This window comes from Sphingobacterium daejeonense (genome assembly GCF_901472535.1).
GTDB lineage: Bacteria > Bacteroidota > Bacteroidia > Sphingobacteriales > Sphingobacteriaceae > Sphingobacterium > Sphingobacterium daejeonense.
This window is the reverse complement of sequence record NZ_LR590470.1, coordinates 3,464,089-3,477,657: the sequence shown is the minus strand read 5'-3', so window position 1 is coordinate 3,477,657 and position 13,569 is coordinate 3,464,089. Positions and strand designations below refer to the sequence as shown.

Sequence of the window (13,569 nt, the reverse complement as noted above, 5' to 3'; positions counted from 1 at the left end):
TCAGAACTCATGAGCTTAATTAGATATCCTATTAAGAACTATCAATTTACCTTGATCATGGTTTTGATGATTATGGTAGTTGCCGTTTCCTCAATTTTGACGATGCCACGAGCGGAGGATCCCGACATGAAGGGGGTTACCTTTCCGGTTCTGGTCGTCCATCCGGGAACAAGTCCCAAAGATATGGAACAATTGGTGGTCAAGCCTTTGGAAGCCAGGTTCTATGCCCTAGACAATATTAAAAAGATTGAAACGACTATCAACAATAGTGTTGCATTTTTCTTTGTGGAGTTTGAATATGGTCAGGACTACGACAATAAATATCAAGAGCTAGTTCGGGAATTGAATGCTGGCAGGTCTGAACTTCCAGACAATATCTACAGTATGGAGGTACTGAAGATCGACCCTACCAATGTTAGTGTGGTCCAGATGGCTCTGATTTCAGAGAGTGCTTCTCAATCGACCATGAAAAAGTTTGCTGATGAACTGAAACAGGATCTTGAAAAAATTAAAGCATTGAAGGAAGTAGAAATTTCAGGTCTTCCGGATCAACAAATTAAAATCGACCTTAATCAAGCTAAACTGGCGGAATTGGGTATAACCATGAATAGAATTATTCAATCCGTTCAAAGTGAAAACCAAAATATTCCTGCTGGCAGTGTAAATGCCGGGTCGCAATCTTTCAGTGTGAAGAGCTCAGGAAATTATCAGAGCATTGAAGATATTAAAAATACGATCATTGCCAGTTCGGAGGGCAAAAATATACTGTTGAAAGATGTTGCTACGGTTTATCCAGCTTTTGGTACCAATACACATATCACGAGATTGAATGGTTTCCAGAGTATTCTGATCAATGCTGCCCAAAAAGAAGGGATGAATATTTCAGATACCCAAAAAGAATACCTAAAAGTTATTGATGAGTTTAAAGCTGGTCTACCTGAGAATATTGATTTGGTCTTGAATTTTGATCAGGCGCAGAACGTGAATAAGCGATTGGGAGGCTTGGGTGTAGATTTTGGAATTGCCATCTTGCTGGTGTTGATTACTTTATTGCCATTAGGTACCCGTGCATCATTGGTCGTTATGATTGCTATTCCACTTTCTTTGGGTATTGGTGTCATTGCGATGAACTCCTTTGGTTATTCGCTGAACCAATTGAGCATTGTTGGTTTTGTTGTAGCCTTAGGCCTTGTTGTGGATGATAGTATCGTCGTTGTTGAGAATATTGAGCGTTGGATGCGTGAAGGGTATAGTAAGTTTGAAGCAGCTATTAAAGGTACTGAGCAGATAGCGTTGGCGGTTTTGGGATGTACAGTGACATTGGTCATTGCCTTTTTGCCTTTGGTATTTATGCCCGAAATGGCTGGTGAATTTATCCGAAGTATGCCGATTGCCGTTATATCTTCGGTCATAGGTTCGATGTTTATAGCTTTGCTGGTGGTTCCGTTTTTGTCCAGCAAGCTTTTAAAGCCACATGAACGTGAAGGTGGAAATGCAATTCTTCGCGGAATGCAGCGTATTATTCATAAGTCGTATGGTGTTTTCTTGGATAAAGCTCTTAAACATCCCGGCCGTACAGTATTGATTGCTTTGGCAATATTCTTAGCCTCGTTGGCTCTGATTCCTGCTGTGGGTTTCAGTTTGTTTCCGCCATCCGAAAAGCCTCAATTTATGATTCATATCAATGCTGCGTTACAGTCCAATATAGAGACTACAGATAGTGTGACAAAGGCTATTGAAAAAGAATTGAAGCAATTGCCTGATGTAAAATATTATACTTCCAACGTTGGAAAAGGAAATCCTAGAGTGTACTATAATATGCAGCAGGCTAGGGAAGATGTATCTTATGCTGATATCTTCGTACAGTTGCATGATGATGTAAAGTCCAAGGAAAAGATTGCCTTGATTGAAGATCTTAGGAAAAAATGGACACCATATTTAGGGGCCAAGGTTGAAGTCAGAGATTTTGAACAAGGAGTTCCTATTATATCACCTGTTGAAGTGAAAATCTTAGGAGACAATCTAGATAGCCTGCAGAGTCTTTCTTATAGGATCGAAGATATCTTAAAACGTACTGAAGGCACCGAATATGTAAATAATCCTATTAAGAACAATAAGACAGATATCAAGGTGAATATCAATAGAGAAAAGGCAATGGCCTTGGGTGTACCCACATCTTCTATTGATCAGACTATTCGGGTAGCACTTTCAGGATATAGCGTTGGTACTTATTCAGATCCTAATTCTGATGATAATGATTATGATATTTTGGTCAGTGTTCCAAAAGATGGGGATGCTACTTTGGCGACCTTAGAAGGTATTTTTGTGGACAATGTTGCAGGAACATCCATTCCATTGACACAATTAGCCAACTTGGAATTTGAAGAATCTCCATCGAATATCTATCACCAGGATAAAATCAGAACAGTTTCTGTAAATTCCTTTGTGAAGAAAGGTTATGGTAATGACGAAGTCATTAACTCAGTGATTGAACAGATGGAGGAGTTTCCGTTTCCCGATGGATATAATTACGAGATGGGCGGAGAGGTTGAAAGTAGAGAGATGGCATTTGGTGGTTTTGGAACTATTATTATGATCACTGTTTTTATGTTCATAGCAGTGCTGATTTTGGAATTTAAGACTTTCAAGAGTACGCTAATTGTTTTATCTGTTATTCCATTGGGTATTGTAGGAGCAGTTTTAGCTTTGTTGATAACAGGAAATACACTGTCTTTTGTAGCAACCATTGGGATTGTTGCATTGGCAGGTATTGAAGTTAAGAATACGATCTTATTGGTTGATTTTACCAATCAATTGAGAAGAGAGGGGATGGGATTGAATGAGGCCATCGAGAAGGCCGGTGAGATTAGGTTTCTGCCTATTATCCTGACTACACTGACTGCTATTGGGGGATTGATGCCTATTGCCTGGTCATCAAATCCTTTGATATCACCTTTGGCTATCGTAATGATAGGAGGTTTGATAAGTTCAACTTTATTGTCAAGAATCGTCACACCGGTAGTTTATAAATTAATACCACCCAAGATAGAAGAGGAAATAATTTCTGAAAAGGCATAAAAAGGGAGAAAGGCTGCATGATATCTAATATCTGCAGCCTTTCCTAATTGCTATTGTATTTAAAATTCTGATTTATACCTGTCGTGTTCCTGTTTTAATTCTTCATATTTTCTTTTCCAGTCTTCTGGTGTTTTTGAAGAGATGTTTTTTAATTTTTTCAATTGGAATGCCAAGATACAAGAGGCAAAGCCAGCTGAAATAATTGACATTCCTGTCCAAATCACAATGGTCAATCCTGCAAATACCGGATTCCAAATAAGCACAAAGCTGAAAATTATTCCAAGTATTGCAAAGACGAGAATCCAGCCCCAGCTTTTTATTCCGTATTGTTTTAAGTGTAATGATAATGACAAGTACTGAACAGATTTGAACATAACAAAAAATCCGATTACAAATGGCAATGTTGCCAAAGAAACGGCAGGATTGCTGAGCAATATCAAACCAAATAGGGTGTTTAAAATTCCACCAGCGAGATACCATCCCCATCCATCAATTTCATTTTTATTATTGAAGGCGAAAATAATCTCCATAACTCCGGAAAATAAGAATGATATGCTAAATACAAAAGATAGAGCAAGGTAAGAAGTGAGTGGAGTTGATAATACATAAAATCCTAATGCAATAAGAATTATTCCAACTATTAATGGTAAATACCATTGTTTTACTGCGGTTCGGATGGTTTTGATGAAATTTTCCATGATTATAAGTTTAGGGTTATATATTTAATAGACAGCGAGTTAGTTCATGTATAACAATTGTGATTTCAATAAGTTTTTGAAGTTATCAAAACTGTATAGAGGGTAAGCATGCTTTGAATGAGTAGTTTGATTTATCTCTTTTGGAAATGATGTTAATTGTCAGTTAACAAAACAAAACTCTTTTTATACTGTTTATATTAAAAAAGGAGTAAACATGAAAAAAATTATTACTAGTTGGTGCAGTCACATTATTGTTTGCCTGCAATAACCCAAACAAGCAAGCAGAAAACATTGATAACAATCCTACTGGTGGCATAGCTGAGGGGTCTAGTGATGGTCCTATACCTGCTAATAATCCAGCAGATATATTGCCACATACTGCGAAGCAATTTATCGAAACACACTTTCCTAATGCAACTATTTTACATGTGGAGAACAAACAAAGCCCTGTAACTGATGGGACTGTATTTGATGTTGATCTTTCAGATAAAACAGAAATAGATTTTGACAAAGATGGAGAATGGAGAGAAATAAGTACAGAAGGAAATGTTGAGATTCCAATGGTTGTACTTCCTCTTCAGGTTCAGGAATATATAAAGGCAAATTATGCTGGGCAGGCTATCAAATCAATCGACAAGGATATTGATGATATGTCTGTGGAGCTTAAAAATGATGTTGATCTGGTATTTGACCTTAACGGCAAATTCCTGAGAGTTGACAAATAATATGTCTATAAAAAAATCCCTCAAGTAAATTTACTTGAGGGATTTTTTTATATTTCTGATTAGCCTAGACTAACTAAGCTTTCTTGAAGGATCTGAATTTTTGCTTCAGCATCTGCCTTTTTGTTTTTTTCGTTTTCTACGATTTCAGGTTTGGCATTCTGAACAAATCTTTCATTAGACAGTTTTTTGTCTACTGATGATAAGAAGCCTTTTAGATATTCTATTTCCTTGCTGATACGTTCTTTTTCTGCATCCACATCTATATTGTTTTCCAATGCGATATAACATTCATCTTTTCCAGCCAAGAAACTTACAGCTCCAGAAACTTTCTCTTTGACAAACGTTAATTCTTCAATGTTTGCAAGCTTTACAATGCTTTCTTGATATTTGCTATAGTCAATATTTGTAGCATTGATAGCTAGAGGAAGAGCCACTTTTGGAGAAATTCCTTTAGAATTTCTGATGTTCCTTACTTCGGAGATGATCTGTTGAACGGTAGCAAATTCTTTGATCAAGCTTTCATCGAATTTTTCGATTGAAGGGAATTCAGCTACGATAATACAGTCTTTTTCAGATCGTGTTCCGAAGATTTCATCATGCCATAATTCTTCAGTGATAAATGGCATAAATGGATGTGCTAATTTCAGAACTTTTTGAAATAACGCTTTAACAGTTTCTAGAGTTTCTTTTTCAATAGGTGCTTGGTAAGCAGGTTTAACCAGTTCCAAATACCAAGAGCAGAAATCATCCCAAATCAATTTATATGTTGCCATCAAGGCATCAGATAATCTATAATTAGCAAAATGTTCTTCTATTTCCACCAATGCTTGGTTGAATTTACTTTCGAACCATTTTGCTGCCAACTTTTGAGATTCTGTAGCTGGATTTTCAGTTACTTCCCAACCTTTTACTAAACGGAAGGCATTCCAGATTTTATTGGCGAAATTTCTTCCTTGCTCACAATAAGAAACATCAAACATCAGGTCATTTCCTGCTGGTGATGACAACAACATTCCGACACGAACACCATCTGTTCCATATTGTTCCATTAGTTCAATTGGGTCCGGCGAGTTTCCTAGCGACTTAGACATTTTGCGGCCTAATTTATCGCGTACAATTCCAGTTAGGTATACGTTTCTGAAAGGTGGTTTATGGGTATAATCATGCCCCATAATGATCATCCTTGCAACCCAGAAGAAAAGAATCTCTGGTGCAGTCACTAGATCATTGGTAGGGTAGTAATATTTGAAATCAGGGTTTTCTGGGTTTCTTACACCATCAAAAACCGACATCGGCCATAACCCTGATGAGAACCAAGTGTCCAATACGTCGTCTTCTTGGCGAATGCCATTTGTAGATTTACCTTGTTTTTCAAGTTCAGCAATAGCTTCAGCTTCAGTTTTGGCAATTACCCATTCATTCTTCTCGTTGTACCAAGCTGGGATTCTCTGTCCCCACCATAATTGACGTGAGATACACCAATCTTTGACATTCTCCATCCAGTGCTTATAAGAAGCGAAGAACTTATCCGGTATCAACTTAATAGTTCCATCCTCAACATATTCCAATGCAGGTTTTGAAAGCTTGTCCATTTTCAAGAACCATTGCATTGATAGTTTAGGTTCAATTGCTGCATTTGTACGTTCCGAGAATCCAACTTGAGATTTGTAGTCTTCGATTTTTTCGATCTGACCAGCTTCTTCAAGGAGGTTAGCGATTTTCTTACGTGCAATGAAACGATCTTCACCAACTAATATCTGAGCTTTTTCATTTAATGTTCCATTATCATTCAGGATATCAATCACCTCCAGATTATGTTTTTGACCTAGCTCATAGTCATTCAAATCGTGAGCAGGAGTAACTTTCAAACAGCCAGTACCAAATTCCATCTCAACATATTCATCTTGAATAATTGGAATTTCCCTGTTGATTAAAGGTACCAATACCGATTTTCCTTGCAGATGCTTATAACGATCATCCAATGGGTTGATACATATGGCAGTATCGGCCATAATAGTTTCAGGTCGGGTAGTAGCAATAATCACATACTCGTCTGAATCTTTGATTTTATATCTTACGTAATATAGTTTTTGATTTACTTCTTTACGTATTACTTCTTCATCTGATAGGGCAGTTTTACCTTCGGGATCCCAGTTAACCATGCGGATACCACGGTAGATATAACCTTCGTTGTAGAATTTAATGAACGTATCAATTACTGCTTCGGAAAGGTCGGGATCCATAGTGAATTTTGTTCTTTCCCAATCGCAGGATGCGCCCAATTTTTCCAATTGTTTGAGGATAATTCCACCATATTTTTCTTTCCATTCCCAGGCATACTCCAAGAACTCTTCACGCGAGATTGAAGTTTTTTCGATTCCTTTTTCCTTCAACATCGCCACGACCTTAGCTTCAGTAGCAATTGATGCATGGTCAGTTCCTGGTACCCAACAAGCATTTTTACCTTGCATACGAGCACGGCGGATCAGCACATCTTGAATGGTGTTATTTAACATGTGGCCCATATGAAGCACGCCAGTGACGTTCGGAGGTGGCATTACAATAGTATAAGGTTCACGTTCATCTGGAACCGAACGGAAAAATCCATTGTCCATCCAATATGAATACCATTTCTCTTCAGCTTCTTTCGGACTGTACGTTTTTGCTATGCTCATTTTTTATCTCAATATTGTAAAAGGAGTACAAAAATACGGATTTATAGGGGTATTTCCCATCAGTTAACGCCAAATAAATATTAGATGTTTCTTAAATGAAAATTTAATGTTAATTAACTGTTTCCTATCTGCAATTAATGTAAATTTGGCGGTTGAATTTTTTATGACATGAAGACTGTTGTCAAAGATTTAAGAGGCTTCTTTCTATACTTCGCCTTTTGGCTGTTGATGAGCTTCATAGATCGATTTATTTTCCTTATTTCCTTTTCAGACAAAGTAAATTTTTCTAATCTCAAAGATATCTTGAGAATATATTTCCATGGTCTTCCCTTGGATTTTTCGCTCGTATCCTATATTTGCGTTCTTCCATTTTTAAGCTATTTGGTTCTGAATTATTATGATAATGAAATTTTAAAGCGAAAACTCTTCAAGTGCTATAATTTTATTCTCATTATAATCTTCCAGATTATTACTTTTTCTAATGTAAATATTTATAGGGAATGGGGAGATAAGATTTCGAAACGTGCCCTTGATGCTATTGCAGAGGATGCTTCTGGAGCTGCTGCTTCAGCTGAATCAACTCCAATCTTAATACCTGTTTTAGGTATTGTGCTATTAACTGCTGGTTCTTATTGGTTATTCTTGAAGATCTTTAACCAAGTCGTTTTTCCAAAAAAACTACCTGTTTGGAAATTAGCGATTCATTTTTTTGTTGGCGGATTTATATTATTTGGGTTTATTCGTGGAGGTTTTGGTCGAGCACCATTGAATCCTAGTAAAGCCTATTTTTCGTCAAATACCTTTTATAATCATGCTGCGGTAAATACTCATTATTCTTTGATGCGGGAATATTTTACTCGAAATCAAAGGATGCGTTCTCCGTATAAATATTTTGCCACAGATGCTGAAGCAAGAGCGCTATTGAAATCAGCCTTTATTGAGAATCCTGATTCGTCCTATAATATCCTTAAGACTACCCGTCCGAATGTTGTAGTATTTGTTTTGGAGAGTTTTGTGGGCGATTTAATCGAATCTATGGGAGGTGAAAGGGGGATAACGCCTCATTTTGAAGAGCTGATACGAGAAGGTGTCTTTTTTGATCAGATATATTCTGCTTCAGACCGTTCTGACAAAGGATTGGTAGGATTGTTCAGTGGATTCCCGGCACAAGGGCCTGAAAGTATTATCAAATATATTGACAAACATGAAAACATGCCTGCTATTGGTCAGGAGTTTTTTAAGGCCGGCTACAAAACCTCTTTCTATCACGGTGGTCAGAGCGAGTTTTATAATATGAAATCCTATATGTTGACCCATGGGGTTGAGCATGTTGTTGATATTATGAACTTTAACCCTTTATTACCAAAGACTTCGTGGGGAATTTATGACCATATTGTACTTGAAAGAATGCTAGAGGATTTAGATAAAGCAGAAGGTCCCTTTTTCAGCAGTATGTTCACTTTGGTGAACCATGAGCCCTTTGAACTTAAAGAATATAAATTTGGTAAAGAAAATAATATAAATAAGTTTAAGAGTACAGCTTATTATACAGATCAATCGATTCATGATTTTATAGAGATTGCCAAGACAAAGGCATGGTATAAAAACACCCTTTTTATTCTTGTTGCAGACCATGGTCATCGATTACCTGCTGAGAAATGGGATATTAATATGCCGCAACGTTTTCATATTCCTTTATTATTCTTTGGTGATGTCATAAAAGAGGAATATAGGGGCAAGAAAATACATCATATTGGGAATCAGACTGATCTGGCGAAGACTCTGTTGAAGCAATTGAATCTACCTTCGGACCGTTATATCTGGAGTCGGGATCTATTTAACCATAGTATGCCTGAGGTTGCTTTCTACAATTCCAAAGATGCGTTTGGAATAGTTACGCCGGAAGAGGTAATATCCTATGACCGTGTTGGAAATAGGGTTAATTTTGTGTCCAATGAAAAATATCCTCAAGCTAAGGCAGATAGTCTATTAAATATTGCCAAAGCTTATTACCAAGAGGTAAATGAAGATTTTATGAAATACTAAAGTAATGATTAAGCTAAAAGGGTGGTTTGGGCCATATCTGGCAATGGCAATTCGTTTGGGATTGATGCTATTGCTATATACTTTTTTGAGGCTTGGATTTTATGGTTTCAATGCTTCACAATTTCCACAAGTTGCTGTCGGGGAACTGCTATTCATGTTGGCAGGAGGTGTTAAATTTGACATCGTTGCCCTTCTATATATTAATATATTATATATCCTCCTTGAGTCGATACCTGTTCCTTTTAAATATAGTCCAAAATATTCTCAGGTGAAAAAATGGGTTTTTGTAATCACTAATAGTATTGGTGTTGCCCTGAACCTCGTTGATTTTGCATATTATCCATTTACGCTCAAAAGAACCACTGGAACAGTTTTCAGTCAGTTTTCAAATGAAGAAAATATGATGAGATTATTCCTGGATTTTGGATTGGAATATTGGTACCTCATCTTGTTATTTGGTGTTATTGTATGGGGAATAATCAAACTTTATGATTTAATAAGTGTTGAACGTCCGGTTGTTATCAATTGGAAATTTTATTCCGTTCATTTAGGATTGTTATTATTAGTAGCATTTTTATTTGTTGGTGGTGTAAGAGGTGGCTGGGCTCATAGTACTAGACCAATTACATTGAGCAATGCCGGCGATTATGTGAAATCTCCAGAGGAAATGAATATTGTTCTCAATACTCCATTTTCAATACTTAAGACATTAAAAGCTGTTACTCTTAAGGAGCAACATTTCTATTCTGAAGAGGAATTGAATAAGATTTATCCAGTCATTCATCAGCCAAAAGATTCTTCAGCATTCAAGAAATTAAATGTTGTTGTTTTGATACTTGAGAGTTTCGGTAAGGAACACATTGGTTTTTTTAATAAAGAATTGGATAATGGATCTTATAAAGGGTACACGCCATTTTTAGATTCACTAATTCAACAATCCTATACTTTTACCCGGTCATACGCAAATGGTCGGAAATCGATTGATGCCTTACCCTCCGTTATCACTGGGGTTCCCTCGATTGGCGAACCATTTGTTCTATCGATTTATTCAGGGAATAAGACGACAAGTCTAGCGAAATTATTGGCTGATGAGGGATATGAAACTTCCTTTTTCCATGGTGCTCCGAATGGTAGCATGGGATTTTCAGCTTATATGCAATTGGCAGGGATTCAAAATTACTATGGTAAAAACGAGTACAATAATGATTCTGATTTTGATGGGATGTGGGGGATTTGGGATGAGCCATTTATGCAATATATGGCCAAGGAAATGGATCAAATGAAAGAACCTTTCTTCTCAAGTTTTTTTTCTCTTTCCTCGCATCATCCATTTAAAGTTCCTGAACAGTTTGCAGGCAAATTTCCTAAAGGCACCTTGCCACTTCATGAACCTCTAGGCTATGCGGATTATGCATTAAAGAGGTTTTTTGAAACGGCATCCAAAAGTCCCTGGTATCAGAATACCTTATTTGTGATTTGTGCTGACCATGCCAGCATGAGCCATTTTAAGGAATACAATACCATGCCGAATTCATTTGCGATCCCTATCGTATTTTATTATCCGGGCGGAGAATTAAAAGGCGTGTCTGACAAATTAGTTCAGCAAATTGATATTATGCCTACTGTGTTAAATTATCTTCACTATGATAAGCCATATTTTTCATTTGGATTTGATGCATTCTCCCCAGACAGAAACAATTTTGTTGTCAGTAATATTGGCAATATCTACAATTTTTTCAAGGGGGATTATTTTATGACCTATGGTAACCAAGAGATCACTTCTTTATACAACCTTAAGGAAGATAAATTTTTGAATAATGACCTCAAAGGGAAGTCACCATTAGTACAAGATTCTCTATTAAAGGATTTGGAAGCTTTTATGCAACAATACAATAATCGGATGATCCATAACAAGTTGGTTGCGGATTAATCGATCAAATTCCTGCCAAAGTTATATTTTAAAGTAAACATTTGCTGATTATCGATCTGACCGGGGGAGAAGTGGAAAGAGGCAGTGAATTTTCCTTCAATTTTATCAGATTTAAAAGGAATCCAGCCAAGATCCAACCGATCATAGCTGTCCCGATGGTAAAAAGAATCGCCATTAGGAAGGTTCATTGCTTCACCTAAATAAAGAGTATTGGCAAGGAAGAACCTTTTATAACCGAGATGAATATTGGAAATAAATCCAGCAGTTTGTTGCATATCATAAACTGATCTTACACGGTCAAATCCAACTGCTCCTCCAGCATCGATTGTCAAGGAATCCAAGAATGTTTTATGGCTCAGATCGACTCCTACTCTAACCATTATAACTGCATTGTCTTGGATATGTTCATCAATACTGTCGTTACTTGTTAAAGCATTATGATACAGCAGTCCATCGTTGCGCACAAAGAAGTTTCCAATGGTGTATTTTCCTGATATTCCTGCCACAAATTGTTCTCTTTTAGTTGGTCCCTGTTTACTCATCCAATCGATGAATACCGCTTGTTGAACTATTCCGTTATTGTAATTAAAATACATTCCTTCTATATTAGGTCGGTCATACATTAACGTATCTGCCAATACCATTCTGGGAATATCTTTTAATCTGTCAAATCTTGGGATGAATCCTAAAGCAAAGTCGAATTTGTCGGTTTTATAGTTGTAGTATGCAATGGGGTTTATACGGCTTTTGTTCTCGGCATGTTTTCCAAACTCTTGGTTGAAATGAATACCACCATAGATACGATGATTGTCTTCTAGTTGAAAATAGAGGTTTGGAGAAATGGTCGCTCCAAAGAAAGTTTTTGGAATGGTGTATTGAGCTCCATATTCACGGTTATCTGCATATCCAAAGAAATCTACGCCCAATCCGATTTTTTGTGCCATACTGGTACAGGTAATAAATGTTAGAAGGAGGGAAAGGAATATTTTGGATATTGACATTTTTCGTTGTTGCATAGAATATCTGGAGTCATTTATAAAACCGAATGCTGTAAAAATACAAAAGGTCGCCTGATTTCAGGCGACCTTTTAAAAATTATCTATTTAAAGGAATTAAACTTCCAATAATAATCTAGCTGGGTCTTCAAGTAATTGTTTAACACGTACCAAGAAGCTCACTGATTCACGTCCATCAATTATACGGTGGTCGTAAGAAAGAGCGATGTACATCATTGGACGGATCACTACTTGTCCGTTTTCTGCAACTGGTCTTTGGATGATGTTGTGCATTCCCAAAATTGCTGATTGCGGAGCATTGATAATTGGGGTTGACATCATAGAACCGAATACTCCACCATTTGTGATGGTGAAAGTTCCACCTGTCATTTCTTCAATTGTCAATTTGTTATCGCGTGCTTTACCTGCTAATTCAGCGATTGCTTTTTCGATTTCATAAAGAGACATTGAATCAGCATTTCTGATAACGGGTACTACCAGACCTTTAGGTGCAGATACTGCGATAGAAACATCGGCGAAGTCAGAATAAACGATTTCATTTTCATCGATACGAGCGTTCACAGCAGGCCATTCTTTCAATGCAGTTGTTACTGCTTTAGTGAAGAAGGACATGAAACCAAGTCCGATACCATGTTTTTCTTTAAATATATCTTTGTATTTAGCGCGAAGGTCCATGATAGGTTGCATGTTAACTTCATTGAAGGTAGTCAACATTGCGGTTTCATTTTTCACTGCAACTAGGCGTTTAGCGATTGTTTTACGCAATGAGCTCATTTTCTCACGGCGTTCAACACGTTCACCTTTGCTAACTGGAGCAGTTGGAGTTACCGCTGCAGCAGGTGCTGCAGGCTTAGCTTCAGATTTCGCTGGAGCAGCTTGAGCTTTTTCAGCATCTTCTTTAGTGATTCTGCCGTCTTTGCCAGTTCCTTTTATGGTAGAAGGGTCAATACCTTTTTCTCTTAAGATTTTTGCAGCGGCAGGGGATGCAGTTCCAGCAGCATAAGTTTCTGGACTTTCATCAGCTTCTTCCTTAGCAGCAGGTTTAGCTTCTTCTTTAGCGGCTGGAGCTTCCTCTTTTGCGGGAGCATCTCCAGAGCCAGCAGGAGCATCACCATCTTCAATTGTACAAACAACAGCACCAATTTCTAGTGTGTCACCTTCTTGTGCAATGATACGTAGGATACCAGCTTTTTCTGCAGGTAATTCAAACGTTGCTTTGTCAGATTCTAACTCGGCAATGTTCTCGTCCATTTCGACGTAATCACCATCTTGTTTTAGCCATTGGGCCAAGGTTACTTCGGTAATTGATTCTCCAACCGAAGGGACTTTGATTTCTAAGCTCATATTTACTTCTTTTAAACCTCCATTAAATATACATAATATTACAACGGACGGTTAAAC

Annotated in this window: 8 protein-coding genes; 4 read left to right on the top strand and 4 right to left on the bottom strand. The window is 37.3% G+C overall.

All coding sequences use genetic code 11. From position 1 onward, the window contains the following. Positions 1-9 precede the first annotated feature (9 nt). Positions 10-3,078, top strand: coding sequence for an efflux RND transporter permease subunit (locus FGL31_RS16835; RefSeq protein ID WP_138093158.1), 3,069 nt, complete (start codon positions 10-12; stop codon positions 3,076-3,078). Between the two features lie 59 nt (positions 3,079-3,137). Here the strand turns inward: FGL31_RS16835 and FGL31_RS16830 are convergent, their stop codons facing one another. Continuing rightward, positions 3,138-3,776 (bottom strand): HdeD family acid-resistance protein, encoded by a 639-nt coding sequence (locus FGL31_RS16830; RefSeq protein ID WP_138093155.1) that lies wholly within the window; start codon positions 3,774-3,776, stop codon positions 3,138-3,140. A gap of 251 nt (positions 3,777-4,027) precedes the next feature. On the opposite strand from FGL31_RS16830, the gene FGL31_RS16825 reads away from it, so the two are divergent. Further along, positions 4,028-4,501, top strand: a complete 474-nt coding sequence (locus FGL31_RS16825; protein WP_138093152.1) for a PepSY-like domain-containing protein — start codon at positions 4,028-4,030, stop codon at positions 4,499-4,501. 59 nt (positions 4,502-4,560) lie between these two features. On the opposite strand, the gene FGL31_RS16820 is transcribed toward FGL31_RS16825, so the two are convergent. Beyond that, positions 4,561-7,176: a valine--tRNA ligase gene (locus FGL31_RS16820; protein ID WP_138093149.1), complete on the bottom strand. Its 2,616-nt coding sequence runs from the start codon at positions 7,174-7,176 to the stop codon at positions 4,561-4,563. 168 nt (positions 7,177-7,344) lie between these two features. Between FGL31_RS16820 and FGL31_RS16815 the strand changes: the two genes are divergently transcribed. Both FGL31_RS16815 and FGL31_RS16810 read left to right on the top strand, forming a co-directional pair. After that, positions 7,345-9,222, top strand: a complete 1,878-nt coding sequence (locus FGL31_RS16815) for an LTA synthase family protein (protein ID WP_138093146.1) — start codon at positions 7,345-7,347, stop codon at positions 9,220-9,222. Positions 9,223-9,226: 4 nt separating this feature from the next. Further along, on the top strand, positions 9,227-11,152 hold the full coding sequence (locus FGL31_RS16810) for an LTA synthase family protein (protein WP_138093143.1): 1,926 nt from the start codon (positions 9,227-9,229) through the stop codon (positions 11,150-11,152). On the opposite strand, the gene FGL31_RS16805 is transcribed toward FGL31_RS16810, so the two are convergent. Together FGL31_RS16805 and odhB are read right to left on the bottom strand one after the other, a co-directional pair. Then, a complete protein-coding gene (locus FGL31_RS16805) occupies positions 11,149-12,096 on the bottom strand; it encodes a lipid A deacylase (RefSeq protein WP_232046879.1) in 948 nt (315 codons plus the stop codon). The two genes, FGL31_RS16810 and FGL31_RS16805, sit on opposite strands and share 4 nt — an antisense overlap. 168 nt (positions 12,097-12,264) lie before the next feature. Next, positions 12,265-13,512, bottom strand: a complete 1,248-nt coding sequence (odhB, locus tag FGL31_RS16800) for a 2-oxoglutarate dehydrogenase complex dihydrolipoyllysine-residue succinyltransferase (protein WP_138093137.1) — start codon at positions 13,510-13,512, stop codon at positions 12,265-12,267. Between the last annotated feature and the right edge of the window lie 57 nt (positions 13,513-13,569).

Excerpts from the sequence above, each read along its gene's own strand:
- FGL31_RS16835 (WP_138093158.1), top strand. The coding sequence starts at position 10 with ATGAGCTTAATTAGATATCCTATTAAGAACTATCAATTTACCTTGATC.
- FGL31_RS16830 (WP_138093155.1), bottom strand. The coding sequence starts at position 3,776 with ATGGAAAATTTCATCAAAACCATCCGAACCGCAGTAAAACAATGGTAT.
- FGL31_RS16820 (WP_138093149.1), bottom strand. The coding sequence starts at position 7,176 with ATGAGCATAGCAAAAACGTACAGTCCGAAAGAAGCTGAAGAGAAATGG.
- FGL31_RS16815 (WP_138093146.1), top strand. The coding sequence starts at position 7,345 with ATGAAGACTGTTGTCAAAGATTTAAGAGGCTTCTTTCTATACTTCGCC.
- FGL31_RS16810 (WP_138093143.1), top strand. The coding sequence starts at position 9,227 with ATGATTAAGCTAAAAGGGTGGTTTGGGCCATATCTGGCAATGGCAATT.
- FGL31_RS16805 (WP_232046879.1), bottom strand. The coding sequence starts at position 12,096 with ATGGCACAAAAAATCGGATTGGGCGTAGATTTCTTTGGATATGCAGAT.
- odhB (WP_138093137.1), bottom strand. The coding sequence starts at position 13,512 with ATGAGCTTAGAAATCAAAGTCCCTTCGGTTGGAGAATCAATTACCGAA.